This is a genomic window from Nocardia canadensis (assembly GCF_032656385.1).
Lineage (GTDB): Bacteria > Actinomycetota > Actinomycetes > Mycobacteriales > Mycobacteriaceae > Nocardia > Nocardia canadensis.
This window is the reverse complement of record NZ_JAVCWB010000008.1, coordinates 771,620-796,814: the sequence shown is the minus strand read 5'-3', so window position 1 is coordinate 796,814 and position 25,195 is coordinate 771,620. Positions and strand designations below refer to the sequence as shown.

Annotated in this window: 26 protein-coding genes; 14 read left to right on the top strand and 12 right to left on the bottom strand. The window is 69.0% G+C overall.

Annotation, left to right across the window (positions count from 1 at the left end; translation table 11 throughout):
* Positions 1-357 precede the first annotated feature (357 nt).
* Together Q7X29_RS17445 and proS are read left to right on the top strand one after the other, a co-directional pair.
* Positions 358-1,026 carry an alpha/beta hydrolase gene (locus Q7X29_RS17445; RefSeq protein ID WP_316574734.1) on the top strand — a complete coding sequence of 223 codons (669 nt, stop codon included), beginning with the start codon at positions 358-360 and terminating at the stop codon, positions 1,024-1,026.
* A 366-nt stretch (positions 1,027-1,392) separates the two neighbouring features.
* A complete protein-coding gene (gene proS, locus Q7X29_RS17440; RefSeq protein ID WP_316574733.1) occupies positions 1,393-2,832 on the top strand; it encodes a proline--tRNA ligase in 1,440 nt (479 codons plus the stop codon).
* A 632-nt stretch (positions 2,833-3,464) separates the two neighbouring features.
* Here the strand turns inward: proS and Q7X29_RS17435 are convergent.
* A complete protein-coding gene (locus tag Q7X29_RS17435; RefSeq protein WP_316574732.1) occupies positions 3,465-4,316 on the bottom strand; it encodes a helix-turn-helix transcriptional regulator in 852 nt (283 codons plus the stop codon).
* 142 nt (positions 4,317-4,458) lie between these two features.
* Between Q7X29_RS17435 and Q7X29_RS17430 the strand changes: the two genes are divergently transcribed.
* Together Q7X29_RS17430 and Q7X29_RS17425 are read left to right on the top strand one after the other, a co-directional pair.
* On the top strand, positions 4,459-5,400 hold the full coding sequence (locus Q7X29_RS17430; RefSeq protein WP_218720053.1) for an SDR family oxidoreductase: 942 nt from the start codon (positions 4,459-4,461) through the stop codon (positions 5,398-5,400).
* Between the two features lie 36 nt (positions 5,401-5,436).
* Positions 5,437-5,760 (top strand): amphi-Trp domain-containing protein, encoded by a 324-nt coding sequence (locus Q7X29_RS17425; protein ID WP_316574731.1) that lies wholly within the window; start codon positions 5,437-5,439, stop codon positions 5,758-5,760.
* A gap of 3 nt (positions 5,761-5,763) precedes the next feature.
* Here the strand turns inward: Q7X29_RS17425 and Q7X29_RS17420 are convergent, their stop codons facing one another.
* The 4 genes from Q7X29_RS17420 to Q7X29_RS17405 all read right to left on the bottom strand — a co-directional run bounded on the left by Q7X29_RS17420 (position 5,764) and on the right by Q7X29_RS17405 (position 9,322).
* Positions 5,764-6,585, bottom strand: a complete 822-nt coding sequence (locus Q7X29_RS17420; protein WP_316574730.1) for a class II glutamine amidotransferase — start codon at positions 6,583-6,585, stop codon at positions 5,764-5,766.
* Between the two features lie 38 nt (positions 6,586-6,623).
* Positions 6,624-7,454 (bottom strand): SAM-dependent methyltransferase, encoded by an 831-nt coding sequence (locus Q7X29_RS17415; RefSeq protein ID WP_316574729.1) that lies wholly within the window; start codon positions 7,452-7,454, stop codon positions 6,624-6,626.
* 88 nt (positions 7,455-7,542) lie between these two features.
* Positions 7,543-8,283 carry an SDR family oxidoreductase gene (locus tag Q7X29_RS17410; protein WP_316574728.1) on the bottom strand — a complete coding sequence of 247 codons (741 nt, stop codon included), beginning with the start codon at positions 8,281-8,283 and terminating at the stop codon, positions 7,543-7,545.
* A gap of 544 nt (positions 8,284-8,827) precedes the next feature.
* Positions 8,828-9,322: a glutathione peroxidase gene (locus tag Q7X29_RS17405; RefSeq protein WP_308248586.1), complete on the bottom strand. Its 495-nt coding sequence runs from the start codon at positions 9,320-9,322 to the stop codon at positions 8,828-8,830.
* A 161-nt stretch (positions 9,323-9,483) separates the two neighbouring features.
* On the opposite strand from Q7X29_RS17405, the gene Q7X29_RS17400 reads away from it, so the two are divergent.
* Positions 9,484-10,974 (top strand): FAD-dependent oxidoreductase, encoded by a 1,491-nt coding sequence (locus tag Q7X29_RS17400; RefSeq protein WP_218720048.1) that lies wholly within the window; start codon positions 9,484-9,486, stop codon positions 10,972-10,974.
* A gap of 154 nt (positions 10,975-11,128) precedes the next feature.
* On the top strand, positions 11,129-12,718 hold the full coding sequence (locus tag Q7X29_RS17395; protein ID WP_316574727.1) for a GMC family oxidoreductase: 1,590 nt from the start codon (positions 11,129-11,131) through the stop codon (positions 12,716-12,718).
* Between the two features lie 43 nt (positions 12,719-12,761).
* Here Q7X29_RS17395 and Q7X29_RS17390 read toward each other — a convergent pair whose 3' ends face one another.
* Positions 12,762-13,106: a DoxX family protein gene (locus Q7X29_RS17390; RefSeq protein ID WP_218720046.1), complete on the bottom strand. Its 345-nt coding sequence runs from the start codon at positions 13,104-13,106 to the stop codon at positions 12,762-12,764.
* An 80-nt stretch (positions 13,107-13,186) separates the two neighbouring features.
* On the opposite strand from Q7X29_RS17390, the gene Q7X29_RS17385 reads away from it, so the two are divergent.
* On the top strand, positions 13,187-14,068 hold the full coding sequence (locus Q7X29_RS17385) for a sigma-70 family RNA polymerase sigma factor (RefSeq protein ID WP_218720045.1): 882 nt from the start codon (positions 13,187-13,189) through the stop codon (positions 14,066-14,068).
* Between the two features lie 102 nt (positions 14,069-14,170).
* On the opposite strand, the gene Q7X29_RS17380 is transcribed toward Q7X29_RS17385, so the two are convergent.
* Complete coding sequence (locus Q7X29_RS17380; protein ID WP_218720044.1) at positions 14,171-14,647, bottom strand: HAD-IIIC family phosphatase; 477 nt, start codon at positions 14,645-14,647, stop codon at positions 14,171-14,173.
* 207 nt (positions 14,648-14,854) lie between these two features.
* Here Q7X29_RS17380 and Q7X29_RS17375 point away from each other — a divergent pair, with 207 nt between their 5' ends.
* Entirely contained in the window at positions 14,855-16,078 is a 1,224-nt protein-coding gene (locus Q7X29_RS17375; RefSeq protein WP_218720043.1) for a PucR family transcriptional regulator, read from the top strand.
* Between the two features lie 60 nt (positions 16,079-16,138).
* On the opposite strand, the gene Q7X29_RS17370 is transcribed toward Q7X29_RS17375, so the two are convergent.
* The 3 genes from Q7X29_RS17370 to Q7X29_RS17360 all read right to left on the bottom strand — a co-directional run bounded on the left by Q7X29_RS17370 (position 16,139) and on the right by Q7X29_RS17360 (position 20,472).
* Entirely contained in the window at positions 16,139-17,326 is a 1,188-nt protein-coding gene (locus Q7X29_RS17370) for an esterase/lipase family protein (protein WP_316574726.1), read from the bottom strand.
* 318 nt (positions 17,327-17,644) lie between these two features.
* The gene (locus tag Q7X29_RS17365; protein WP_316574725.1) at positions 17,645-19,006 is read right to left on the bottom strand and encodes a lipase family protein; all 1,362 of its coding nucleotides are present in this window, start codon (positions 19,004-19,006) and stop codon (positions 17,645-17,647) included.
* Between the two features lie 236 nt (positions 19,007-19,242).
* Positions 19,243-20,472, bottom strand: a complete 1,230-nt coding sequence (locus Q7X29_RS17360; RefSeq protein WP_218720040.1) for a lipase family protein — start codon at positions 20,470-20,472, stop codon at positions 19,243-19,245.
* 280 nt (positions 20,473-20,752) lie between these two features.
* Here Q7X29_RS17360 and Q7X29_RS17355 point away from each other — a divergent pair, with 280 nt between their 5' ends.
* The 4 genes from Q7X29_RS17355 to Q7X29_RS17340 all read left to right on the top strand — a co-directional run bounded on the left by Q7X29_RS17355 (position 20,753) and on the right by Q7X29_RS17340 (position 22,880).
* A complete protein-coding gene (locus tag Q7X29_RS17355; RefSeq protein WP_218720039.1) occupies positions 20,753-21,004 on the top strand; it encodes a hypothetical protein in 252 nt (83 codons plus the stop codon).
* An 88-nt stretch (positions 21,005-21,092) separates the two neighbouring features.
* Entirely contained in the window at positions 21,093-21,587 is a 495-nt protein-coding gene (locus Q7X29_RS17350; RefSeq protein WP_316574724.1) for a DUF2599 domain-containing protein, read from the top strand.
* 32 nt (positions 21,588-21,619) lie between these two features.
* A complete protein-coding gene (locus Q7X29_RS17345; protein ID WP_316574723.1) occupies positions 21,620-22,276 on the top strand; it encodes an SDR family oxidoreductase in 657 nt (218 codons plus the stop codon).
* Positions 22,277-22,625: 349 nt separating this feature from the next.
* Complete coding sequence (locus tag Q7X29_RS17340; protein ID WP_218720037.1) at positions 22,626-22,880, top strand: hypothetical protein; 255 nt, start codon at positions 22,626-22,628, stop codon at positions 22,878-22,880.
* Between the two features lie 53 nt (positions 22,881-22,933).
* Here the strand turns inward: Q7X29_RS17340 and Q7X29_RS17335 are convergent, their stop codons facing one another.
* Both Q7X29_RS17335 and Q7X29_RS17330 read right to left on the bottom strand, forming a co-directional pair.
* Positions 22,934-23,818: a helix-turn-helix domain-containing protein gene (locus Q7X29_RS17335; RefSeq protein ID WP_218720036.1), complete on the bottom strand. Its 885-nt coding sequence runs from the start codon at positions 23,816-23,818 to the stop codon at positions 22,934-22,936.
* An 18-nt stretch (positions 23,819-23,836) separates the two neighbouring features.
* Entirely contained in the window at positions 23,837-24,100 is a 264-nt protein-coding gene (locus Q7X29_RS17330; RefSeq protein ID WP_387161932.1) for a DUF397 domain-containing protein, read from the bottom strand.
* A gap of 324 nt (positions 24,101-24,424) precedes the next feature.
* Between Q7X29_RS17330 and Q7X29_RS17325 the strand changes: the two genes are divergently transcribed.
* Complete coding sequence (locus Q7X29_RS17325; RefSeq protein WP_218720035.1) at positions 24,425-24,658, top strand: hypothetical protein; 234 nt, start codon at positions 24,425-24,427, stop codon at positions 24,656-24,658.
* An 89-nt stretch (positions 24,659-24,747) separates the two neighbouring features.
* Complete coding sequence (locus tag Q7X29_RS17320) at positions 24,748-25,182, top strand: CBS domain-containing protein (protein WP_316574722.1); 435 nt, start codon at positions 24,748-24,750, stop codon at positions 25,180-25,182.
* Positions 25,183-25,195 lie beyond the last annotated feature (13 nt).

Below are 25,195 nucleotides of genomic sequence, written 5' to 3'. Positions count from 1 at the left end.
TGGCGTTGATGAGGCAGCCGAAGCTGCCGGTGCCTGCGACATACTAAGCAGACCATCGGACATCTCGCGCTCCCCCGACGGCGATAGTACCCGAGCTTCGCAGATTGCGACTTGCAAGCGCGCAGTGGAGTTTTCGGATGCTGGTTTCCGCCCTGCCTGGGAAGGATCGTTCCCAGGAACCCTTCTGACCTTCTCGTTCTGCCGAAATCGGCATAGCTTGGTGTCGTAGCCGATGAATAGCTAGCCGACGAGAGAGAAGAAGGTCACGGCAGACAACATCGAAACAGTGGCCGTCAAGGGCTGGGCCTGGGACATCGCGACCGACATCTACTTCCCGCCGGGCATCGACAGTCGAAGGTGAATCCCACCATCGTCTCGGCCCACCCCACCGGCAGCCGCAAAGCGCAGACCTCCGACACCATCGGGGTGCTCGCGATCTGCGGTGGCGCGGGTTACGCCGTGGCGGCCACCAAGATCGACCGGCGGATCAAGGCACTGGGCACCGTGGTCGGCAGCAATGTCGGCCGGTTGATGCGGGAGGGTTTCTCCGAGTACAACCCGATGGGCATGCTCGAGGCGATCGCCGCGCAGCGCACCGCCGAGGCCCGTGGCCAGGCCCAGGTGATCAACGATTTGCTGCCGCCGTCGGTGGAGGCGGCCAAGCAGGCCGGGGTCACCGATATCGATGTCCTCGAGGCCACCGACTACTACAAGACCGATCGCGGTCAGGCCCCCGGCGGCAAGACGAGCTTCAACTTCGCTCGTCAGGCCGCGCTGGCCGATTGGGACGCCTACGACCGTGTCGAGGTCTTCCTGACCCAGCCGCTGTGCGTGGTGATCGGTGACAAGCCGGGCGCGTTCGCCTCGCAGCGGTTGAGCATGGAGCTCTATGGTCGTGCCGCGTCGAAGGACAAGCAGCTCGTGGTGGTCGAGGGCGCCTCGCACTACGACCTCTACGACCAGCCCGGCCCGACCGGGGAAGCGCTGGAGAACCTGGTGCCGTTCTTCGGGAAGCACCTGAGCTGATCAGAATCGACAGACCCAGTGCGGGCCACCGGGACACCGGTGGCCCGCACCGGCCCCTCGGTGGCGGCGAGGTCGGATTCGGGTCGTCGGGTCGAGCGGATTCGACCATGGATCGACGGTTGCCGAGCGAGTCCCTCGGCGCCCTGACCACCGGGGGCCACCTTCGTCGCCCGGCAACCGCCGGACCGCTGGTCCGGGAGAGCCGTCATCCCGTCTCCCGCGGTATGGGTCCCGACCCCGTATGGATCACCGACCCGACCGGGTACTACCCCGGTCTCCGAGTGCCGAAACAGCAGGCCTCGGGCACCTCCTGGACCACACATCCTGGCCCGAAAAATCGGTAGACCACGGCGATACCCTCGTGCCATGGCACGGGATGAGCGCGGAATCACCGCCCAGAGCGCCGACTTCTCCACCTGGTACAACGAGGTCGTCCTGCGGGCGGCGCTCGTCGACCGCGGACCGGCCAAGGGCACCATGGTCATCCGACCGTACGGGTACCGGATCTGGGAACTCTTGCAGGCCGAGCTCGATCGCCGCATCAAGGACACCGGTCACGAGAACGCCTACTTCCCCCTCCTGATCCCCCGGTCCCATCTCGCACGCGAAGCCGAACACGTCGAGGGGTTCGCCCCCGAAGTCGCCGTTGTCACCCACGCGGGCGGGAAAGAGCTCGAAGAACCCCTCGTCGTGCGACCCACCAGCGAGACGATCATCGGCGAGATGATGGCCGAATGGATCGACTCGCACCGTGATCTGCCCCTGTTGCTCAATCAGTGGGCCAATGTCGTGCGCTGGGAGATGCGCCCGCGCATGTTGCTGCGGACCACCGAATTCCTGTGGCAGGAGGGCCACACCGCCCACGCCGACGAGGCCGAGGCGCGCGCGGAGACCGCGCTGGCCCTGGATATCTACGCCACCGTCGCCAGGGACCTGGCGGCGATGCCTGTCGTCCCCGGCGAGAAGACTCCCGGTGAGCGGTTCGCCGGAGCGGTCGAGACGATCACCATCGAGTCCATGATGCGGGACGGCAAAGCCCTGCAAGCAGGCACGTCCCACTACCTGGGCACCAACTTCGCGCAAGCCTTCGGCATCAGCTACGCGGCCGCGGACGGTCGGGACACGCTGTGCCACACGACCTCATGGGGCATGAGCACCCGCATGCTCGGTGGCATCGTCATGACCCACGGCGACGACCGCGGCCTGGTACTCCCGCCCCGGCTGGCACCCCACCAGGTGGTGATCGTGCCGATCCTGCGCGGCGACACCGCGACCGCTGTCCTGGCCGCGGCCGGCGAACTCGCCGGAAGGCTCCGCGCGGCCGGTGTCCGAGTCCACGTCGACGACCGTGACCACACGCCGGGCTGGAAATTCAACGAGTGGGAGATGCGGGGTGCGCCGGTCCGGCTGGAACTCGGCCCGCGCGACCTCGCCGCGGGCACCGCGGTGCTGGTCCGCCGTCTCGGCGACGACGGCAAACAGGTCGTGGAGCTGGCGAGCCTGCCCGACACGATGCCCGGCATCCTCGACGACTTCCAGGCGTACCTGCTGGCGCGCGCCACCGCGTTCCGCGACGAGAACACCAGCACCGTCGACGACTGGGCGGCCTTCGAGGTCGCGGTATCGACCGGGTGGGCGCTCGCGCACCACTGTGGGCGGCCCAGCTGCGAGAACGAGATCGCAGCGATCACCACCGCGACGCCGCGCTGCGTTCCCTTGGCAGGCGAAGCGACCAGCAGCCCCTGCGTTCGCTGTGCCGTGCCGAGCGCCTACGGCAAGCGCGTGATCTTCTCCCGCGCCTACTGACCGCGTGCGGGTCGGCCGTGCGGCAGGCCGACCCACACGACGAGCGCCCTTCCCCATCGCTGTCAGCGGACGCCGTGCCACCGCGCAGTGTGACCCAGGGGGCGCGACGCTGTTCGTCGCTCATCGCAACCGGCACGCCCGGCGGCATTGTGGCCTCGGCGACCGCCACGCGCGTCACCGTCGGCACATCGGCCAGCCGTTGGACATGGCCTTCTTCGCCGGATCGAGCCGCAATGTCCGCGAAACCGCTTCCAGCACTGGCGCATGGTCCCGCGAGCCGTACCGACACCGACGACTTCACTCATCGGACCAGCGTCGTGGATTCCGCTGCTGGTACCGAGATGCGCACTTACCCGTGTCGGTTCCGCTCCTTGCTACCGACGCGGTGGGTGACGTCGGCTGCGTGCCGCCAGGATTTACATGCTCTGATGCGCATATGTGAGTATCAACATGCCCCTCGCGGGCTCCCCCCACATGTTCAGGCAGTCGAATCCCGGTCCGGTCATCGGCGTCTGCGCGTGCGCAGCGACGTCACTGGGCAGGCCGACGCGATGGCGACAGCCGGAGGCCCATTGTTGCGGGGGACAACTCGTTCCCGGTGCGGTGACGAACTCCACGGGCGCGCTGTTGATTCACGCGGTCGGAGATGCCGGTGGGAGTGCTCCGATGACGGACAGGAGCTGGAGTTTGTCGTAGCTCTCGCTGCCGGGGACGGCGGTGTAGACCAGCAGGAGATGCGATTGGTCGGGGTCGAGAAGTGTCTGACAGGTCAGGTCCAAAGCACCGACCTCGGGGTGCACATAGCGTTTCACGCCGGTGTAGTGAACGCCGATTTCGTGCTCTTTCCAGCGGGTGCGGAATTCTTCGCTGCGGTCGAGCAGCAGCTCCAGCAGGTGCGCCGCGCGTGAATCGGGGCCGCGCAGCGTGACCATCGCGCGCAATCCCGAGGCGAACACGCGCGAGTGCAGAGCGTGGTCGTCGGGGTGGTACATCGACCGGGTGGCAGGGTCGGTGAACCACCGATAGCCGAGGGAGCGGGCCGGGCCGGTGTAGCGGGTGGTGTCGCCGGTGAGGGCGACACCCAGTGGGGTCTGGCGCAAGGTCTCGCCGAGTTCGGTGACGATCTCGGCGGGGGTATCGGTCAGGCGATCGAAGATGCGCAGCAGGCCCGGGCTGACGTGCTCGCTGGTCGAGCCACGCGCGGGTGGGTTGTGTCCGGCCAGGCGGAACAGGTGGTCGCGTTCGTCGAGCGTCAGGTGCAGCCCCTGCGCGATCGAGGCGATCATCTGCTCGGACGGGTGCGGGCCCCGCTCGCGTTCGAGCCGGCTGTAGTAGTCGGCGGAGAGGTGACACAGCGTGGCGACCTCTTCGCGACGCAGTCCGGCCGTTCGGCGGCGTTCCCCGCGCGGGAGCCCGACGTCTTCGGGTTGCAGTGCTTCTCGGCGGCGTCGCAGGAATTCGGCGAGCCCCGCTCGGTCGATCATCGGCTGCATCCTCCCTCACGGTTCTGTCCCCAGTCTGCCCTCGGCGGCGTGGGGTTGCCTGGGATCGACAGACCGTGGATATCCGCGCGTCCGGGGCGCAGCCTGAAACCACGTCCCCCGTCCAGCGACCCAGGAGCAACGCATGGCACACACACGGCCGGACCTCATCGTGGCCGACCTCACCGGGAAACTCGCCGTCGTCACCGGCGCCAGTGACGGCGTCGGGCTGGGCCTGGCGACCCGGCTGGCCGCCGCCGGCGCGGAGGTCGTCCTGCCCGTGCGCAACCGGCGCAAGGGCGAGGCGGCGGTCGCGAAGATCAGGCACCAGCACCCTCGGGCGGTGCTGTCGGTGCGCGAGCTGGATCTGTCGTCGCTGGACTCGGTCGCCGCACTCGGTGCGGCCTTGCGCGAGGAGAACCGGCCGATCCACCTGCTCGTCAACAACGCCGGCGTGATGACCCCGCCACAGCGGCAGACCACCGCCGACGGGTTCGAGTTGCAGTTCGGCACCAACCATCTGGGGCACTTCGCGCTCGTCGCCCAGCTGCTGCCGCTGCTGCGCGCCGGGCGGGCGCGGGTGACCTCGCAGATCAGCATCGCCGCGAATCGGCACGCCATGCACTGGGACGACCTGAACTGGGAACGGTCCTACGACGGCCAACGCGCGTACAGCCAGTCGAAGATCGCTCTCGGCCTGTTCGGGCTCGAACTGGATCGGCGCAGCCGGGCGGCGGGCTGGGGCATCACCAGCAATCTCGCCCACCCCGGGGTCGCACCCACCAGTCTCCTGGCGGCGCGGCCCGAACTCGGCCGAACACGAGACACGCTCGGCAGGCGCCTCATTCACGCGCTGTCGCGGCGCGGCATCCTCGTCGGGACGGTCGAGACAGCGCTGCTGCCCGCGCTGCTGGCCGCCACCTCGCCCGACGCCCGCGGCGCCCGACTGTACGGTCCGAGTGGTCTCGGGCACCTGTCCGGCGCACCCGCCGAGCAGGCCGTCTACTCCCGGCTGCGCAGCGCGGACGACGCCGCACGCCTCTGGCAGATCTCCGAGGACCTCACCCACCTGTCGGCTACGGTGTAGTTATCCAATTCACGAGACCCGACAGCTGGAGTCGATATGCCGAAGTTGGAGATCAAGAGGAAGTCCGAACTCTCTCGTAAAGAGGCGTCCGAGCGCCTGATCGCGATTGGCAAGGCTCTGGCGGGCGAATCGGAGGTGGAATTCGGTTCGGACGGCGATTCCATCGAGGTCGAAGTCGCCGACCGGGTCAGTTGGGAATTCGAAATCGAGGTCGACGGTACCGAGACCGAAATCGAAATCGAAATCAAATGGCGTGACGAGCCGGTCGAATCGGCGCCCGCCGCACCGCCACCGTCCAGAGCGGCCGCGCCGGCCAAGACGCCGCGCCGCGCGCGTGCCCGGAAGCATCCCGCCGGCTGATCCTCAGCCGGGTGCGATCGGCTCGAAGGACCGGATCGAATCGGCGCCGGCACCCACCACCCCCGCCGAGGATTCCGGCACTTCGTTCCACGCCCCCGACAGGTCGCGCAGCGGCTCCGAGACCACGAATCGCGTCTCGGAGCCGAGTTCGCGCAGGATCTCGACCTCCGGGTGCAGTGCCCGCAACGCGGCCAGTTCGGTCGAGAAGAACAGCGACCGTGATTCTCGCTCGCTCGAATAGCGGAACACCCAGAGGAATTCTCCGTCCGTGGTCGCGACGGTCATCTGCACCGGATACTCGACGCCGTGCGCGTGCCCGACGTCTTCGACGAAACCGACCGCGCGGGCGACCGCACCGAACGGATCGTCGGCGAGACCGAAGGTCAAAGCCAGGTAGAACAGGGTTTCGCTGTCCGTCGACCCCTCGATGTCGGCGAAGAGCGCTGGTTCGACGGCGGTGAGCAGATCGCGCCGGGTCTCGTGGAAGCCGCGCAGGGCGCCGTTGTGCACCCACAGCCATCGCCCGTGCCGGAACGGATGGCAGTTGCTGCGTTGCACCGGCGTCCCGGTCGAGGCCCGCACGTGCGCGAGCATCATCGGCGTGCGCACCTGACTCGCGATCTCGCGCAGATTGCGGTCGTTCCAGGCGGGCTCGATGCTCTTGTACACCGCGGGCTCGGCGCCGAGGCCGTACCAGCCGATGCCGAAGCCGTCCCCGTTGGTGGTGGTCACGCCGAGGCGCGAGTGCAGGCTCTGGTCGATCAGGGAGTGCTCAGGGCGGAACAGCAGATCCTCGGCGAGGATCGGCTCACCCGAGTACGCCATCCACCGGCACATACTTCCATTCAAGCAGAAATGTCGGCCTACCGTTTGCGGCCGATACCACCGACGATGCAATGGCGGACCGCGTTGAGCGGGGTGAGGTGGGGACCGTCGGGCCACCAGTCGTCGCACCGGACGAGGCCGGGCTCGACCATCTCCAGGTCGCCGAACATGGCCTGGATCTCGTCCCTGGTCCGGAAGCGGCCGCTGCCCATCGGGCTGTGGATGAACTTCTCTTCCATCTTGCGGGCCAGCTCGCTGTATTCCGGTGTCTGCGGGTCGTGGAAGTGGGCGATCGCGACGAACGATCCCGAGGGCAGGGCGTCGATATAGGTCTGCATCAGCGCGGGCCCGTCCTCACCGAGGTAGTGGTGCAGGGTGCCGATGTGGAACAGCGCCAGCGGCCGGGTGAAGTCGAGCGTGCCGCGAACCGTCTCGTTGCCGAGCACCTCGAGCGGACGGAAGATGTCGGCTTCGGCGATGCGGGTGCGGCTGTTGCTGGCCAGCAGCGCCTGGGCGTGCACGAGGACCGACGGGTCGTTGTCGACATAGACCACCCGCGACTGCGGGTCGACGCGCTGGACCACCTGGTGGGTGTTCTCCGCGGTAGGCAGGCCGGAGCCGAGATCGAGGAACTGATCGATCCCGGCCTTGGCCAGGAATCGGCACGCGCGGATCAGGAAATCGCGGTTGGCCCACGCCAAATCGTTGACCTGCGGCGCGACGGTGCGGACCTGCTCGAGCACCGCCCGGTCCACCTCGTAGTTGTCCTTGCCGTTGAGCGCGGCATCGTAGACCCGCGCGATGCTCGCGCGGGTCGTGTCCACCCCGACCGGAACGGCGCTGGGGTAGGCGGCAGGAGAGTGCGACATCGGGCGCCTCCGTGGGCATCGGACCGACTGTACGAATTCAGCCTAGAGCATCGGTTCCGTTGGCACGGAAGCTATCCCGAGGCCGATGTCACCGCCGGTCGAGCCACTGCGCGAACGTCGGGCCCGCGATGATCGCCGTGGGTCCGGGCAACAGGGCCCCCTCGGCCTGCAACCGGCGGTCCGGGTCGGCGGTGTTCCGCACTTCGACAACCTGCGCCGGTGCGCCGCGGCGGGCCGCGACCCGGGCGACGGCGTCGGCCAGGCGCCATTCCTCGGGCCCGGCGATCTCGACCATCATCGGGCCGTCGGTACGGACGAGATCGGCCAGATGCTCGGCGACCGTGCGCGCGGCGACCAGACGCGCCCGGTACTCGGGCACCTCGGCGCGATCACCGACGGTGGTCCAGTCGAGCATCATCTCGGTGAACTCGTGGAACTGGGCGGCGCGCAGGATGCGCACCGGGACCGGGCCCGCCTGGTAGGCGCGCTCCTGGGCCAGTTTTCCCGCGTAGTGTCCGTTGGTGAAGTCGTCGATGCCGATGATCGAGACCACCGCGATCCGCCGCACCCCCGCTGCCGCCGCGGCCCTGCCGACGGTCCGCGCGACCGTGTCGAAGAAGGTGGTGACCGCGGCGGTGTCGGTGGTCTCGGCGTTGATCGCGTCGACAACCAGATCGGCTCCGGCCAGCGCCTCGGCCAGCCCGTGCCCGGTCACCACGTCGATCCCGGCCGAGCGGGTGATCTCGACGACCTCCTCCCCCTGGTTGTTCAGCACGTCGACGACCTCACGGCCGATCCGTCCGCTCGCGCCGATCACTGCGATCCGCATGGGGGTTTCTCCTTCGCCGGTGAACCTGTCGACGAGATGACGACATGCGGTCGCGCAGTGTGACATCAGCCGGGCAGCGGCGATACCCGGGTCGACGGACGGCTGGCCGCGTGCGACGGGGAGCCGCTGCTCTCACCGCGTGTGCAGGCGACGCCAGGCCTGTTGTTCACCGCCGCCACGCTGCTGCCGATCATGGCGAGTTCCGGTGGCCGGTTGTTCGCGATTCATCTGCGGAGCGAACTCGGTGACAGTGCAGTGCATGCCAGGCATGCACTGCCTGCCGAGGGGCATCACGTTCGCGGCCGCCGAACTGCACTGAGCGGATCCCGCAGCGATGGCATGCGGGCATCGACCCCGCTCGGCCTCGGGGCGGCGGCGCCGGGTTGGCCGGCCCCGCTGTCGCGCGAGGACGCAGGCATCGGTGCGGCCGTTCAGGACGCGTGCGGGCTGGTGCGCGCGACGCTGACCCGCGGCACTACTGGCGCGCCGACAGCCTGCCCGCTGTCGGCGCAGGGGCTCGACAGCGATGCTGCCGAGCCCGCGATCAGAGCTGCGCTTCGATCGCGGCGACGACCTCGCCGGCGTCCGGGGTGACGGTCGGGCGGAAGCGGCCCGCGACAGTGCCGTCGCGGCCGATCAGGAACTTCTCGAAGTTCCACTGGATATCGCCCGCGCTGCCGTCGGCGGCGGGGGTCTCGACCAGAGCGGTGTAGAGCGGGTGCCGGTCCTCGCCGTTGACGTCGGCCTTGGCCAGCAGCGGGAAGTCGACGCCGTAGGTGACCGAGCAGAACTCCTGGATCTCCTCGGCGGTGCCGGGCTCCTGCCCCATGAACTGGTTGCAGGGGAAGCCGATCACCGTGAAGCCCCGCTCACCATAGGTCTTCTGCAACTCGACCAGGCCGGTGTACTGCGGGGTCAGGCCACACTTGGAGGCCACGTTCACCAGCAACACCGCCCGGTCCCCCGCCAGCTCGCCCAGCGTCGTGTCGGTCCCGGTCAGGGTCTGCACCGCAATGTCTCGAATGTTCGCGCTCACCACAACACCACCAGATCTCGTCTACGTCGGTTCGATCGCCACCGTACCGGAGCCCGACCGGGGCGCAAGCGTCCCGCTGGGCGGGAGGTTTTGTAACACGTTCTTGTTTTGTCGCGCGGTTGGCGGCACCATTTCGGTACGTACCCGAGCAGCGGAGGAAGCCCGTGACCGAACAGCCCCATCGGATCGACACCGTCCGCCCGCTGCGCGCGAACGCCGTGGAGCACTGGGATTTCGAGGCCGACGTGGTGGTGGCCGGATACGGCATCGCCGGTGTGTGCGCCGCGATCGAGGCCGCCAGAGCGGGCGCGAAGGTGCTCATCCTGGAACGGACCGGCGGCTGGGGCGGCGCGGCGGCGCTGGCGGGCGGGTTCGTCTACCTCGGCGGCGGCACCCCGCTGCAGCGGGCGCTCGGCTTCGACGACACCCCGGAGAACATGGCCGCCTTCCTCAAGGCGGCGCTCGGTCCCGGCGTCGACGAGGCCAAGATCGACGACTACTGCGCGGGCAGCGTCGAGCACTACAACTGGCTCGTCGACTGCGGTGTGCCGTTCAAGGAGTCGTTCTGGGGCGAGCCCGGCTGGGAGCCGCCGCACGACGAGGGCCTGATGTACTCCGGCGGCGAGAACTCCGCGCCCTTCCTCGACATCGCCGAGCCCGCGCCGCGCGGTCACGTTCCCGAGCTGGCGGGCAAGAAGATCGGTGAGCGCAGCGGCGGCTACATGCTGATGAAGCCGCTGGCCGACACCGTCGCCACGCTCGACATCGACGTCGAGTACGACACCCGCATCCGCCGGCTGATCGTCGACGACGACGATCGCGTGGTCGGCGTCCTGGCGACCACCTACGGCAAGCCGGTCACCGTGCGGGCCGCGCGCGGCGTCGTCCTGGCGACGGGCAGCTTCGCCTACGACACCGAGATGATCGACCGCTACACCCCGCGCTTGAGCGGCAGGCCCGGCGCGGCGATCGAGGAGCACGACGGCATCGGCATCCGGCTCGCCCAGGCGCTGGGCGCCGAGCTCGCGCACATGGACGCCAGCGAGGTCGCCATCTTCGGCGATCCGCAGATGATGGCGCGTGGCATCCTCGTCAACGGGCGCGGCCAGCGCTACGTCACCGAGGACACCTACCCGGGCCGCATCGGACAGGCGACCCTGCTGCAGAACGACAACCAGGCCTTCCTCGTCATCGACGAGGCCTCGCTCGAGGAAGCGCTGACGACCGAGTCGGCCACCCCGTTCTTCCGGTTCCCGCCCAAGTGGGTCGCCGAGACGGTGGCCGAGCTCGAAGCGGACATGGGGCTGCCGGAGCAGACGCTGCAGACCACGATCGCCACCTACAACCGTCACGCCGAGAACGGCAACGACCCGCTGCTGGGCAAGAAGCCCGAGTGGGTGCGCCCGATCTCGACCCCGCTGGCCGGTTTCGATCTGCGCGGTTTCACCGCCGGATTCACCCTGGGCGGCCTGCGCACCGACCTCGACTCACGGGTGCTGCACGTCAGCGGCGAACCGATCGCCGGGCTCTACGCCGCGGGTCGTTGCACGTCAGGGCTGTGCGCGTACGGTTATGTCAGCGGTGCGTCACTCGGTGACGGCAGCTTCTACGGCCGTCGCGCGGGCAAGGCCGCGGCAGCGGCAGGCTCGGACTGAGTCAGGCGGCACCCACCGGACCGCCACTGTCAGTACGCTGCTTGCAGCGCCGCCGCCGGACGACGAGTCCGGCTGCGCTCGCGGGCTTTTCGGACCCGCGAGCGGGCGCGTCCAGTTGGCTACGACAGATGCAGTGCAGGATCGGAGTTGGACAGTGCAAGCAGGTGGGACGTCCGCGGATTACGTGATCGTCGGCTCGGGGTCGGCGGGGGCGGTGCTCGCGAATCGGCTCAGCGCCGACCCGGGCACCACGGTCGTGCTGTTGGAGGCCGGTCCGGCCGACGACGACAAGTTCGCCCATATTCCGGCGGCGTTCTCGAAGCTGTTCCGCACCGAGCGTGACTGGGACTACCTGACCGAGCCGCAGCCCGGCCTCGGCGACCGGCAGATCTATTGGCCGCGCGGCAAGACCTTCGGCGGCTCGTCGTCGATGAACGCGATGATGTGGGTGCGTGGTTTCCGCGCCGACTACGAGGAGTGGGGGCTCCTGGCCGGCAAGGAGTGGAACTTCGCGGCGGCGGTCGAGCAGTTCCGCAAGATCGAGAACGTCCAGGACGCGCAGTACCCGGACGAGGGGTCGCGCGGCCCACTGCACGTGCAGCGCCAGCGCAGCCCGCGCGCTTCGACGCACGCCTTCCTCGAGGCCGTGCGTCAGGCGGGCCACGAGCTCGAGTCGCCGAACCGGCCCGCGCCGCAGGGCTTCTCGCAGACGATGGTGACCCAGCGCGACGGCAGGCGCTGGAGCACCGCCGACGCGTACCTGCGCCCGGCGATGAAGCGCGCCAACCTGACCGTGCGCGCCGAAGCGCTGGCCACCCGGGTGCTCTTCGACGGTACCAAGGCCACCGGCGTGGAGTACCTGCACGCCGGGCAGACCCACACCGTGACCGCGAATCGCGAGGTCATCCTGTGCGGTGGCGCGGTGAACAGCCCGCAGCTGCTGCAGCTCTCGGGCATCGGCGACCAGGACGAGCTGAAGCAGCACGGCATCGAGGTGGTCGCGCACTCCCCCGAGGTCGGTGCGAACCTGCAGGACCATCTGATCGCGGCCCTGGGCTACAGCGTCGAGGGCGACTCGCTGTTCGCGGCGGAGAAACCGCTGGAGCTGATCAACTACCTGGTCCGCCATCGCGGCATGCTCACCTCCAATGTCGGTGAGGCGTACGGGTTCGTGCGCAGCGAGCCCGATCTCGAGCACCCCGATCTGGAACTGATCTACGCGCCGGCGCCGTTCTATCACGAGGGCCTGGTCGAGGCGACCGAGCACGGCGTCGTCCTCGGCGCGATCCTGCTGCGCCCGCGCAGCCGGGGCCGGATCGGTCTCGCGTCGGCCGATCCGACCGCCAAGCCGGTCATCGACCCGCGGTACCTGTCCGATCCCGACGGCGCCGACCGCGCGGCGCTGATCGCCGGACTGCGGGTGTGCGCGAGCCTGGTCCAGCAGCCCGCGCTCAAGAGCGCGCTGGGCGAGCTGATCTACCCGCCGGAGGCGCCCGACGATCTCGAGGCGACCATGGCGCTGACGCTCGAGAAGTTCTCGCACACCCTGTACCACCCGGTCGGCACCTGCCGAATGGGTACCGACGCGGCCAGCGTGGTCACCCCGGACCTGAAGGTGCGCGGTGTCGAGGGCCTGCGCGTCGCCGACACCTCGGTGATGCCGCTGATCATCCGCGGGCACACCAACGCCCCGGCCATCTTCATCGGTGAACAGGCGGCGGACTTCATCCTGGCCGAGTCCTGACCCGGGCGTGGTGGCGCGTCCGACCGGGCGCGCCACCACCGCCTCACACCGCGGCCAGCGTCAGCGAGGCGCCCGCGAGCAGCAGATACGGCAACGGGTAGCCGAGGTCGGCGTAGGCGCGGGCACGCAGGACGGTCAGCTCCGCGCACAGGAAATACACCACGAGCCCGGCCGCGGCGGCGATCGCCAGCGGCCGCCAGGCCAGCCCGGCCAGCAGCGCGAGACCGCCCACCGCCTTGATCACCGCCAGCGGCGTGAGCGTCCACGGTGCGACCCCGTAGCGGCGCATGTTCGCGCGGATCCAGTCGGCGCGGACGACGTCGATCGCCGCGGCGATCAGCGCGGCCGAGGCGGCGAGCACGGTGACGACGACGAAGCTCGTGTGCATGAGTGGGTTCCTCCGGTCTACGGTGAGCGACGGCGACCGCCGTCGATCCGATGACGAACGGGCCGGCCGAAAGGTGACCGATGCAGACGGATGCGCTCGCGCTCGCCTTCGAACAGCGCCGTGACCGGCTGCGCGGAATCGCCTACCGGATGCTGGGCACCGCCGCCGAGGCCGACGACGTCGTGCAGGAGGCCTGGCTGCGTCTGGATCGCGTCGCCGTGGCCGAGATCGGCAATCTCGACGGCTGGCTGACCACGGTCGTCTCCCGGATCTGCCTGGATCTGCTGCGCGCCCGCGCCCAGCGCGCCGAGACCACGGCGCCGGACCTCGCCGATACGCGGGCCACCGGTCCGGGCGCCGACCCCGAGGACGACGCGCTGCTCGCCGACGCGGTCGGCCGCGCGCTGCTGGTCGTGCTCGATGTGCTCGGCCCGCAGGAGCGGGTCGCGTTCGTGCTGCACGACCTGTTCGCCGTGCCGTTCGCCGAGATCGCCCCGATGCTCGGGCGGACACCGGCCACCACCAAGAAGCTGGCCAGCCGGGCCAGGCAGCGCGTCCACGCGCCGGCCCGGATCGAGCCCGCGGAACTGACCGCGCAGCGGACCGCGGTGGCGGCGTTCCTGAAGGCCGCGCGCGAGGGCGACCTGGACGAATTGCTGGCGGTGCTCGCCCCCGATGTCGTGCGCTCGGCCGATCCGGCGGCGCTCCCGCCCGGCATGGCCGCCCTGGTCCGGGGCGCGGCCGCCGTCGCCGAAGGCGCGGTCGTGCTGCGGCAGCGCTCGCGGGAAGCGGTCCTGGTCCTCGTCGACGGTCGGCCGGGGCTCGTCGTTGTCCGGGCGGGCAGGCCGCTGTTCGTGCTCACCTTCACCATCCGGGCAACGCGGATCGCGGCCTACGACGTGGTCGCCGACCCGGTCAGGCTGGCCGGTCTCACCTTGTCGCTGCTGCCGGATCAGTCCTGAGACGCTGCCACCCGGTCGATTTCGGCACGCTGTGCAAGATCGCACGCGATGCGGTGCCGCATCGCGTGCGAGAAGGCAGCGCGCGCAGCCGAATCCGGGCCGTCACAGGGCCGGGACGCGCGCGAACCCCAGCGGCGGCGTCGGGACCGGGCCCGAACGCAGGTCGTGCCGGAAGTCCGGCAACAGCGGCAGCATGTCCACGTTGCGGGCGGCATAGCAGCGCACCATCGGCAGCGCACGCGAGACCTCGGCGCGCTCGACCGGCTCGGCGTCGAGGAACGCCATCCCGTCCAGCCCGAGGCCCAGGGTGTCGGCGATCCGCACGATCGAGGCCGACTTGCGGCCCCAGCCCACCTCGACCGCCGAGAACATCTCGTAGAGGCCGTGCCGATAGAGCGTGCGCAGGGTGCGCGAACGATCACCACGTGCCGCGACGGCATGCAGCACTCCCCGTTCGCTCAGCTTGGTGAGCGTACGCAGTGCCTGCGGGCGCAGCGTGGTGCTGGTCGAGTCGTGGACCACGCCGTCCCACAGGGTTTCGTCCAGTTCCCAGACCAGACAACGGACGGCAGGTCGCATGGTGCCCCTATCGGTTCGTTCCGGCGCGGAGAACTCTACAACCACTCATAGCGATGGACCAGACTTGTGACCGCTCACCAAGCAGGCAAGCAAGCATGGGTCCACGACCCATAACCTGACGTTCCATTCCGGCATCGCCGCGGGTTGGCTAGGGTGAACACGCTGGACAGCGGGGGCAGAGCCGCAAGATGGGCGAAGGGAACACAGATGTCCGTTGAGAATCCACCCCGGCAATCGCTGACCATCTCCGGTCAGCCGATGTCGTCGCCGTTGAAGGACGTGCGCGCCCTGTCTCGGCAGATGGTCGGCCACTTCGTCGCCAATGTCGTCCCCTGCGGCACGCTGCCGGGCGACGCGATCACCGGCGACGTCACCACCATCACCCGGATCTGCCTCGAATTCGCCGTCAGCATGCTCGACGGCCGCGACATCCCGAACAAGCTGCAGCGCCTGCAGGACGCGGCCAGCGGCTGGGCCCGCGAGGGCGTGCCGATCGACACCATCCACCACTCGATCGCCGAAGGGTTCAAGATCGGCCTCGACCTGGTGGTCGCGAACGCGTCGGTGAAGGACTACGACAATCTCGTCGACGGCGTCAAGATGGTGATGGAGATGCTCGACACCATCACCGCCCAGGTGTCGCTGGCCTACGTGCGGGAGTTGCGCGGCGTGGTCAGCGAGCACCACACCGCCGTGCACACCCTCACCTCGGCGCTGCTCGGCGGCCACAGCACCTCGACGATGGCCCGCGAGTGCGGCATCGCCATCGCCGAGACCTATGCCGTTCTGGCCCTGGCGATCCCGCCGCACCGCGAGGAGGCCAACCCGGCCCTCGACGCCCAGGTGGTCGCGCGCCGCAAGCTGCGCCGGGTGCAGGCCGAGCTGGCCAAGCGCTGCGGCGATTCGGCGCTGTCGCTACTCAGTGTCGACGGCGGCACGGTGCTCATCCCCGCGGGCACCTTCGATCGCGACGGCCTCGCCGCCCTCGTGGCCCAGCTCTCGCAGGCGGCCCAGGTCGGTATCACCGCGGCGCTGGTGGAGACCAGCACGACCGGCGTGCCCGATGCCGCCGACCAGGCCCACGAGTTGCTCGACATGGTGCAGCGGCTCGAGGTCACCTCCGGGCTGTACCGCTTCGACGAGTTGGCTCTCGAGTACCAGCTGACCCGCCCTGGCCCCGGCCGGGAGTTCCTCGGTTCGCTGCTCGATCCGCTGGATCAGTACCCCGAACTGCTCGAGACCCTGCAGCGCCACATCGCGAACAATCTCAACCGCCAGCGCACCGCCCGGGTGCTGCACGTGCACACCAACACCGTCGACTACCGGCTCAAGCGGATCGGCCAGCTCACCGGTTTCGACCCGACCCAGCCCTCGGGTCTGTGGTATCTGCGCTCGGCGCTGGTCGCCCGCAGCTACCGTTCCGCGGCCTGATCCCACCCCCGCGACGCCGAAGGCGCTGTCCGCGATCGCGGACAGCGCCTTCGCCTCGTCTCACAGGGAGCCACCACCCCCGACCAGCCAGGGGTTGAACTCGCAGACCAGGTTCGGGCTGCTCGCCGGATCGAGGGCCCGCAGCGCGATCGACAGCGCGCGCGGGGAGTACATCATCGTCAGGTGGTCGGAAACGTCCTGTTCGCAGCCCTCCTGCAGGGTGATGTTGTCGACCGTGGCGCCGGGACCGGGCTTCAGGAAGGTCAGGTCGTAGGGGTTGGTGACCTCGTCGTAGCGGGTGCCGACGACGGTGTAGTCGACGCCGGGGACGGTGTCACCGTTGGCGTTGAGCTGGTTGACGAAGTCCGAACCGATCGTCTGCTGGATGCCGGCATGCCCGACGAAGATCTCGATCAGACCCAGGATGTCGATACCGGCGTTGTTGATCATCCGGCCCAGGGCACCGATGCCGTCGAGGCTGGTGCCGTGGTGGGTGGCACCGTAGGTGACGAGGTTCTTCACCTTGGCCGCGCCGCCGTCGTACTTGGTGTACCAGTTGGCCAGCGCGCCGCCCTGGGAGTGAGCGATGATGTCGACCTCGTCGGTGCCGGTGGCCGCCAGCACACGGTCGACGAAGGTGGCGACCTGCTTGGACGAGTCCTGGATGTAGCCGGTGCCCATGACGCCGGGCAGCAGCGAGCCGAGGCCGCCGCCTTCGACCAGGCCCGAGCGGCCGTAGTTGAAGGTGAAGGTGCAGTACCCCGCGTCCTTGATCGGCTGACCCATGAAGGCGTAGCCGTTGTAGGCGTTCATCCAGGTGCCGTGCAACAGCACCACCGGACGCGGATGTTCGGCGGTCGGCTTGCAGTTCCAGTCGTTGGCGCCGGGCGGGGCGGCGTCGCCGTTGCCGAGGCCGTAGGCGAACGCGGCCAGGAAAGCGGTCTGCGCGGGACCGTAACCGATGGTGTCGGTGGACTTTCCACCGGAGGAGCCCGAACTGGAGCCCGAACCGCCGTAGCAGTTGCCCGAGCCGTTCCCCGATCCGGCGCCGCTGCCGGAGGTGCAGGCCGAACCGCTACCCGGCCCGGCCACTTCGCGGCCGGAGGTGATGATGTCGGCGAGGGCCTGCTCGGAGGGCGCGGGGTCGGGAGACGCGGCGGCCCCCGGACCGGTGAGCGCGACGGCGAGCGCGCCGACGCCGGTGAGCACCGCCGTGTGTAGCGTCCGTCTGCGACTGGGAGATTTCATCGTTGGCGTATCTTCCTGTGCGATTCGAGAAATACGAATGGCTTTGTCGAAACCGCACCGAACATAAGTCCCGAAAATCCCCGCAATTCGGCCGTTTCCGGGTTTCTGGACAGGTCACCACGGCTCATCGAAAACCCCCATGAGGGGGCACAGGAATTCTTCGGCAATCCGGACCGCACCGCGGACCGGATCCCCTTCATCGCCGTCTCACCAGCACTGACCGGCCGTCATCGCCCACACCACCCGGGAATTCCGCGGCCCGCTGACCTTTCACAGCAGCCGCCCGCGAAGATCGAAGAGAATTCCCACTTCCGCCGGTCAGCATTCACTGCGTGCCGCGACACCCTGCAATCGCTCGTCGAGCCAGAGCATCGCCTCCGGATATCCGGTGACCGCACCGATCACGTGCTCACCGAACACGCTGCGGTACACCGCGTTCGCGCCGAGCGAGCATTGCTCGTTGTACAGATTCCGCGCGCCGGCGGCGGGGATCCAGAACTCCTGCTCGCCGTTGTAGATGTAGAGCGGTGTGGCCGAGCGCATTCCGGCCATCCGGGTGATCTCGTAGATCCGGGTGGCCAGGTCCGAGCGCAGCGGGTCGGGGATGTTCGCGCCGACATCGATCGGCAGGTGCAGGACGCCGGGGACGGCGAACACGCTCACGCACTGGTCCTTCATCACCGAGGTGGCGACCCAGCGCGCGAGGTTGTTCATCGCGGCCAGGATCTCGGGACGTTCCCGGCCGATCGCGAAGGTGGCCGCCATGAAGATCCCGGAGGCGAGATTGGCGTTCATACTGCGCGAGAGGATCTCGAAATCGGCGGGCACACCGCCCAGCACCGCCCCGACGATCACGTCGGCGAGTTCCGGCGCGTAGGAGTCGATCAGCTTGGCCGCGCCGTGGGTGGCGATGGCACCGCCGGAGTAGCCGGTCATCGCGAACCGGCTCGCGCCGAACACCGCCGGGTCGAGGCCGCGCACGGCCCGGATTCCGTCGAGCACCGCGTGCCCGGCGACATACGGCTCCGCGTAGGCCATCCACGGGCCCTCGTGATCGGGCACCAGCACGGCGTATCCACGCAGTGCCGCCAATTGCGTGGTCGGCGGGATGAATTCGGTCGAGCTCGAGTGCAGCGTGAGGCCGTGCGCGAGGGTGTATCCCGGCGTGCAGTCGCGCCCCAGCGCGTCGATCGGCAGGTTGTTGACCAGGACCGGCCGATCGCCGGGTCCGGTCCAGTCGGTGGCGGGCACGAGCAGCGTCGCCGTGGCGAAGGACGGGCGACCTTGCGAATCATCGGTGCGGTATTTGAGCAGGGTGGCCGAGCGCAGCGGCACCAGGGTCAGCGGACCCGCGGTGGCGAGGATGTCGCGGGTGGCGATGATCTGTCCCGGCGTGTAATCGGCCAGCCCGTCGGGCCAATGGTCGAACATCGCGTCGCCCACGGCCGACGGCAGGACCGCGGCCCGCAGCGCGGCGAGCTCGGCATCGGGATCGGCACCGGCCGCCGGTTGGATCGGTGACGGCAGTACCTGATCGATCCAGCGTTGCAGGTCGGGCAGGAACCCCGGCGTACCCGGTTGCGGCACCGGGAATTCCGGGGTGGGTTCGGCGGCGGCACTGCCGACGGACAACGAACACAGCAGCAGGATCGAGCAGACCAACACACGCACAGATCGCATGGCACACACGCCTTCGGGTGGCAACGTCGGATTCGTCGCTGACGTGCGGCGATGCGGTGCTTCGTCTCCCGTCGAACTTCCCCCAGCGCACCCTCGTCAGTCCACTGAAGGTACGCCGGAACCACCCCGCCGGATCGGCGTCGTGCCCGAGTCGTGACGCAATGCGGCACGATCGCAACAACAATCGGCCCGAATCCGCTTCGGGGCGTGCGGATCCGGGCCGATCGAAACCGGGCTCAGCAGGTGCTGGGCGCCGGTTCCCCCTGCAGCCGCGCGTCGAGCCATCTCAGCGCGGAAGGCAGTCCGAGCACAGCTGCGGTCAGGTGGTCCGGGGTCGGGGTCGATTCGGTGACCAGCGGGGTGCCCGCCGCGCACCAGCGGTGTGTGGTGGCGGTGATCGCCTCGACCGGGATCAGGCCGTCGATGGGCGAATGCCATTCGAAGACAGGCATCGTCGGCGTTCCTGGGTAGAGCTCGAGGCTGTTCTCCTCCACGACGGCGCGGGCGTGCGGGTCGTCGACCATCGAAGTCGTCGCGGCGAAGTCGAGGATGCCGCGGCCCGCGCCCGCGCCGAGGATGTCGTTGGTGCACGCGTCGGCGATCGCGGCGCGGGCGGCCAGGCCGCGCGCGTTCATCTGCTCGCTGATCGGAAACCGTTGCGGATACTCCCGTTCCAGCCCGATCCCCGCCGCCAGTGCCAGGCCGAACACCGGGTGCGAGCCGAAGCCGAGACCCTCGAGCATCGACACCAGGTTCATCGGCACCCCGCCCAGCGCCGCGCCGGCGACCGCGACGTCGGGCGCGTAGCTGGGTTGCAGCGCCGCTGCCCAGGCCGTCGCCATGCCACCGCCGGAGTAGCCCGCCATCGCGACCCGGCTCCCCCCGACCTGCAGGTCGGCGACCTTCCGGATCGCCCGGATGCCGTCCAGGGTCACCTGCCCGCCCAATTTGGCGGCGCCGTAGGCGAAGTTGGGCCCGAGATGGTCGGGCAGCGCCATCGTCCAGCCGCGCCGCAGGGCGAGATTCCAGAACACCGCCTCGCGAACCATCAGGTTCGGGTCGTCGGTGTAGAGCACCTTGGAGACCGAACAGCGCACGCCGAGTCCGTTGATGATGTGCTGGTAGGACAGCACCGGCGCGTCCCGGCGGTGGCCCGCCGGTTGCAGCACGGTCGTGGTCGCCGCGATCGGTTCGCCCGCCGAGTTGGTCGAGCGGAACTTGACCAGGGTGATCCTGGTGTCGGGGAACATCGCCAGGGGCGGCATCGGCCGCACGTCCAGTACGTCGCCCGGCCGCGACGCCGACAGGTCGGCGGGCTGGGCGTAGAAGGGGTCGGGATCGGCGCTCGGATAGAGCGGTGAACTGTGTGTGGGGGCGGCGCAGACCACGGCCAGCACGAGCGCCGCCGCCACGGCCAGCAGGGCGCGGCGGGGCCGAGCCCGTTGTGCCGCGGCAACCCAGATCATCCGGCCGTCCTCCCGTGTCGCTGCCGTCGAGACCGATACTTGCCGGTAGCGTGGCTCGTCGGTACCCTTTCGGACCGAGATCGGCGGAGCTCACAACCGGCAGGAATGCGGGTTGTGACCGGATGCAAGTCGACGGCGATTCTCGTCTGCCACCGTCACGCCGCGGCGCCGGAGGGCTGTGAGATCTCCAGTGAATTCCAGAACATGTTCCACTCGACGGCCCGGGCCCTACCGTCGAGTAGGAAGGCGCCCACCAGCGCCGGGGCATAAGGAGCACGCCATGATTCCCATCGACGAGAACATCGCCGCCACCTCCCACCGCGCCGACCGCACCGAGATACCGACCCGGCGGATCACGGTCTACTTCGACGGCGCGACACCGCAGGACGCGCTGATTCTCGAGTACGCGGCGACCCCTGCCGAGGCGTGGGAGTTCACCACCGCGGCGGTGCACGCCGGATTGCTGGTCACCGTCGACGGGCAGGTGGGTCCCGACCTGCGCCGACTCCCCTGCCGCTCGCTCTGGCACTGAGCCCACCGGCACCGCCGGGCCGACCGCACTAGGCTGGCCGGGCGGCCGCGTCCCGGCCGCGCGCCTGGACGACAAGGAGGGGCGACGCGTGATTCGGTGGCAGTTGTCGGCCGCACTCGCCGCCGTCGCGATGCTCGGCCTCACCGGCTGCGGCTCGACCGCCGCCGAGGAGCCGGCGACGGCGACTCCGTCGACGACCACCACGCCGCCCCGCTCGACCAGCAAGCCTCCGGTCACCCTCGCCGCGCCGACACCGACGGTCGATCCGTATGCCGGACTGCCGCTGATCGACCACCTCACCTGGACCGACACCGCCGACGGCCCTCGCCTGCTCGTCGTGCCGACCGTCGCGGGCCGACGCACCGCCGCGCCGGGCACCGACGAACTCGCCTGGCAGGAGGTCCTCGCCCTGGACGCCGACGCCGACGCGCCGGGGATGCGGGACCAGTTCCTCTGCCACTGGGTGTGGGCGAGGATGGTGGCGCCCGACAAACCGAGCTGGAACCTCGAACCGTGGCGACCGGCCGTCGGCTATTCGGCCACGGTGTCGGCGAACTGCAATCCCGGCGGCCCGGAACGCTGACTGTCCGCTCTCCGCTCGAAAGGAGCACTCGCATGCGTATCGTCGTCGCCGGTGGGCACGGCAAGATCGCCCTGCTGCTGGCCTCGCTGCTCACCCGCCGCGGTGACCAGGTCCACGCGCTCATCCGCCGCCCCGACCAGGCCGCCGATATCGTCGCGACCGGCGGCGTTCCGGTCATCTTCGATATGGAACGCGATACCCCCGACGATTTGGCCGCCGCGGTCGCCGGCTCGGACGCGGTGGTCTTCGCCGCCGGCGCGGGCCCGGGCAGCGGTGCCGCGCGCAAATACACCGTCGATCTCAACGGCTCGGTGCAGCTCGCCGACGCCGCCGAGCGGACCGGCGTCCGGCGCTTCGTGCAGATCTCGACTATGGGCGCCGGCGCGCCGCCCGCACCGGGCACCGACGAGGTCTGGGCCGCCTACGTCGACGCCAAGACCCGCGCGGAGGACGATCTGCGGTCGCGCGCCCTGGACTGGACCATCCTGCGCCCCGGCATGCTCACCGACACGGCAGGCAACGGTCTGGTCACGCTCGGACCACCGCCGATTTCGCGGGGTCCGATCCCCCGCGCCGACGTCGCCGCGACGCTCGCGTCGATCTTGGTCGCGGACAACACTTTTGGGCGCACGCTGGAAGTGGTCTCCGGAACGGCGCCGATCGCGGCGGCCGTGTCGGCAATTCGGTAGCCGAAAATTAACTATCGCAACAATATTCGGCCGTAGGGTCGATTCTCGCCGACCGGCGGCAGTCCCCGCATCACGCCGCGGGAGGGACCAGCCGCCGGTCACGCCGTTATCCACCCGTCGTTTGTCGTGAACACGGTGGCGCACCCGCGGATTCGCCGCTCAGAAGCCGAGAAATGCGCTGCATCGAGACGGAATCGATCGTGCAGATGTGCTTGCATTCGAAACTTGCCCCGTCCTAAACTCAGGGCCGCAACACAATTCAGGGGATAGTCAGGGGAGGCCGCGAGCGGCACACCTGGGGCTATGTTTGCCTTGGGTTTGCCACTGCCTAAACACAGGGGCGTTCACCATGAACAACACCAACGGCCGATTCGGCCTCGCTGATCGCGCAGCGACGACCCACCCCGTCACCGCAGGGTGCTCCAGGGAAACAGCGGTCGCCTATGTCATCGATGCCGTGGAATCCACCGGCGCGGCGACACGCAATGATTTCGATATCGACCGGATCGTGACCACCGCGCACGAATTGGCCGACGACTGGGATCTGCAGACGCTGACCCCCGACACCTTCTGGCGGATCGCCGCGGGCTGCATCCGCTACTGAATCACCGACCCGGACCGGGCGCCGTCAGCGGCGCCCGGTAGCGGTGTCCGGCCTCAGGCGCGATCGGCGTAGTCGAGCAGGATCTGGCGCGAGCGATCGGGCCGGGCGGCCTGCACGCTGAGCTGGTCCATCACCGACAGATACAGCGCCAGGTCCTGCCGCCGCTCGAGGTACAGCGCACTGGTGAGCTGCTCGAGGTAGACGATGTCGGGCAGCTCGGGCTCGGCGAACCGCAGAATACTGAAGGAACTGCCCGCCGCGGCGTGCCCGCCCGCGGAGTACGGCAGCACCTGCACGGTCACGTTCGGCAGCGCGGACAGCTCGGCCAGGTAGCGCAGCTGCGCGCGATGCACCTCGTGCCCGCCGATCGGGCGGTGCAGGACGGCCTCGTCGATGACCGCCCACACCACCGGTGGGTCGACCCGGCGCAGCACGTCCTGGCGGAGCTGACGGACCTGCACCCGTCGCTCGGTATCGGCGTCGTCGAACCCGAGAGTCACGATGGCGCGCGTGTACTCCGGCGTCTGCAGCAGGCCGGGCACCAGCTGGGCCTCGTAGGTGCGGATCTGACTGGCCGCCTGCTCGAGCCCGAGGTAGGTACTGAACCAGGAAGGCAGCAGATCGCTGTAGCGATGCCACCAGCCGGGTTCACTTGCCTGCCTGGCCAGTTCGAAGAAGGACTCACGCTCGCGGGTGTCGTGGACACCGTAGAGCGTGAGCAGGTCCCTGATGTCGCGTTCTTTGAATCCGGTGCGTCCCAGTTCGAGCCGGCTGATCTTGGCGTGTGAGCCACGGATCGCGTCACCAGCCGCCTCGCGGGTGATGCCTTTGCTCTCGCGCAGTTTGCGCAACTGGCCACCGAGGGCGATGCGCAGCACGGTGGGGCCGCGATCGACAACGGGTTGCACGCGACCGATCTCGTCGGGTTCAGCCGTCATGGCTGCCGATATTACCGATCACCGGGTCAAGTAGTCGAACTCTCCGGCCTTCGCGCCGCGGATGAAAGCGTCGATTTCCGGCCGAGTGTAGAAGATCACCGAGCCGTGCGGGTCGCGCGAGTTGCGCACGGCGACCGAACCGTCCGTCGCCTCGGCCACCTCGACACAGTTGCCGCTGGGGTTGCTGAACGTGCTCTTGCGCCAGTCGCCGACGCCCGGGCGTTCCCGCTGATCATGGTGCATACCGGACACGTCACACTCCTCGTTCTCGATTGATGCCATCAGTGCGAAAGTTGCAGATGCACGTGCAAACGTTCTTGCATCTGCACATTGCGATCGGGACACTAACACGGTTCACATGCGGCCGCACCGGTCGGTACTTACCCGACGACACGACCTGGGCGCACGCTCGATCGGTGACGTCCAGTCCCCTGAATTCGCAAGCGCGACAACCCGATCAGCTGCCCGACACGTCCGAATCGACAGTGCAGATGTTCTTGCATCTGCAAACAACACCCCCGTAGACTCAGGCCTCAAGATCACCGGAAGGGACGTCGGCAGCACCAGCCGGATGGGCCCTCCGCTGCCGGATGCGAGGGGACTCGGATGAGTACGCCGTTTCGAACACCCCGCCGGGTCTCGGCCGGAAGCACCGGCCTCGAGATCCCGCGATACCTCGGCACGGCGGGCGCGTCCTCCGGATCGTGTAGCGACGAGCCGCTCGGGCTCACCTACCGCCAGGCCCGCGAGATGCTGCGCCAGCACGACGTGCACGGTCCGCAGTGCAGGCAATGGCTGGCCGCCGCGGCCTATCTCTCCGCCGGCTTGGACGACGAATAGCCGGTTGTAACGTCTTCGTGCTGGTCACAGCCGTGTCACCCGAGGCATCCTGAAGGGGAACGATCGGGCTCGACACGGGTGAGCGGCATATGCGGATAGCGGAGATTCTGCGCAACAAGGGCACGACGGTGGCCACGGTGGGGCCGCAGACCACGGTGCGCGCCCTGCTCACTGTGCTGGCCGAGCACAATATCGGCGCGGTGGTGGTCTCCCCCGACGGCGCGACCATCAGCGGAATCGTCTCCGAGCGCGACGTGGTCCGCCACCTGGACCGCCACGGCGCCGCCCTGCTCGACCGGCCGGTCGCCGAGATCATGACCGACCGGGTGCGCACCTGCGGACCAGACGACCACGTCTCCTCGTTGCGTGAGGTCATGACCGAGCATCGCGTCCGGCACATGCCCGTCGTCGAGGCGGACCGGCTGATCGGCATCGTCAGCATCGGCGACGTGGTGAAGAGCGAGATCACCGAACTGGCCGCCGAACGCGGACACCTGGTCGACTACCTGCAGGGCAAGTACTGAGCCCGCGCCCGAA

What these genes read in the sequence shown, in the direction of transcription:
- Q7X29_RS17410 (WP_316574728.1), bottom strand. Translation starts at nt 8,283, where the DNA reads ATGCGGATCGCAGTGATCGGCGCGAGCGGACGGATCGGCCGTGAGGTC.
- Q7X29_RS17420 (WP_316574730.1), bottom strand. Translation starts at nt 6,585, where the DNA reads ATGGCGTACTCGGGTGAGCCGATCCTCGCCGAGGATCTGCTGTTCCGC.
- Q7X29_RS17345 (WP_316574723.1), top strand. Translation starts at nt 21,620, where the DNA reads ATGCGTATCGTCGTCGCCGGTGGGCACGGCAAGATCGCCCTGCTGCTG.
- Q7X29_RS17435 (WP_316574732.1), bottom strand. Translation starts at nt 4,316, where the DNA reads ATGATCGACCGAGCGGGGCTCGCCGAATTCCTGCGACGCCGCCGAGAA.
- Q7X29_RS17375 (WP_218720043.1), top strand. Translation starts at nt 14,855, where the DNA reads ATGTCCGTTGAGAATCCACCCCGGCAATCGCTGACCATCTCCGGTCAG.
- Q7X29_RS17390 (WP_218720046.1), bottom strand. Translation starts at nt 13,106, where the DNA reads ATGCACACGAGCTTCGTCGTCGTCACCGTGCTCGCCGCCTCGGCCGCG.
- Q7X29_RS17415 (WP_316574729.1), bottom strand. Translation starts at nt 7,454, where the DNA reads ATGTCGCACTCTCCTGCCGCCTACCCCAGCGCCGTTCCGGTCGGGGTG.
- Q7X29_RS17430 (WP_218720053.1), top strand. Translation starts at nt 4,459, where the DNA reads ATGGCACACACACGGCCGGACCTCATCGTGGCCGACCTCACCGGGAAA.
- Q7X29_RS17325 (WP_218720035.1), top strand. Translation starts at nt 24,425, where the DNA reads ATGAGTACGCCGTTTCGAACACCCCGCCGGGTCTCGGCCGGAAGCACC.
- Q7X29_RS17385 (WP_218720045.1), top strand. Translation starts at nt 13,187, where the DNA reads ATGCAGACGGATGCGCTCGCGCTCGCCTTCGAACAGCGCCGTGACCGG.
- Q7X29_RS17335 (WP_218720036.1), bottom strand. Translation starts at nt 23,818, where the DNA reads ATGACGGCTGAACCCGACGAGATCGGTCGCGTGCAACCCGTTGTCGAT.
- Q7X29_RS17320 (WP_316574722.1), top strand. Translation starts at nt 24,748, where the DNA reads ATGCGGATAGCGGAGATTCTGCGCAACAAGGGCACGACGGTGGCCACG.
- Q7X29_RS17425 (WP_316574731.1), top strand. Translation starts at nt 5,437, where the DNA reads ATGCCGAAGTTGGAGATCAAGAGGAAGTCCGAACTCTCTCGTAAAGAG.
- Q7X29_RS17380 (WP_218720044.1), bottom strand. Translation starts at nt 14,647, where the DNA reads ATGCGACCTGCCGTCCGTTGTCTGGTCTGGGAACTGGACGAAACCCTG.
- proS (WP_316574733.1), top strand. Translation starts at nt 1,393, where the DNA reads ATGGCACGGGATGAGCGCGGAATCACCGCCCAGAGCGCCGACTTCTCC.
- Q7X29_RS17330 (WP_387161932.1), bottom strand. Translation starts at nt 24,100, where the DNA reads ATGGCATCAATCGAGAACGAGGAGTGTGACGTGTCCGGTATGCACCAT.
- Q7X29_RS17355 (WP_218720039.1), top strand. Translation starts at nt 20,753, where the DNA reads ATGATTCCCATCGACGAGAACATCGCCGCCACCTCCCACCGCGCCGAC.
- Q7X29_RS17365 (WP_316574725.1), bottom strand. Translation starts at nt 19,006, where the DNA reads ATGCGATCTGTGCGTGTGTTGGTCTGCTCGATCCTGCTGCTGTGTTCG.
- Q7X29_RS17340 (WP_218720037.1), top strand. Translation starts at nt 22,626, where the DNA reads ATGAACAACACCAACGGCCGATTCGGCCTCGCTGATCGCGCAGCGACG.
- Q7X29_RS17360 (WP_218720040.1), bottom strand. Translation starts at nt 20,472, where the DNA reads ATGATCTGGGTTGCCGCGGCACAACGGGCTCGGCCCCGCCGCGCCCTG.
- Q7X29_RS17370 (WP_316574726.1), bottom strand. Translation starts at nt 17,326, where the DNA reads ATGAAATCTCCCAGTCGCAGACGGACGCTACACACGGCGGTGCTCACC.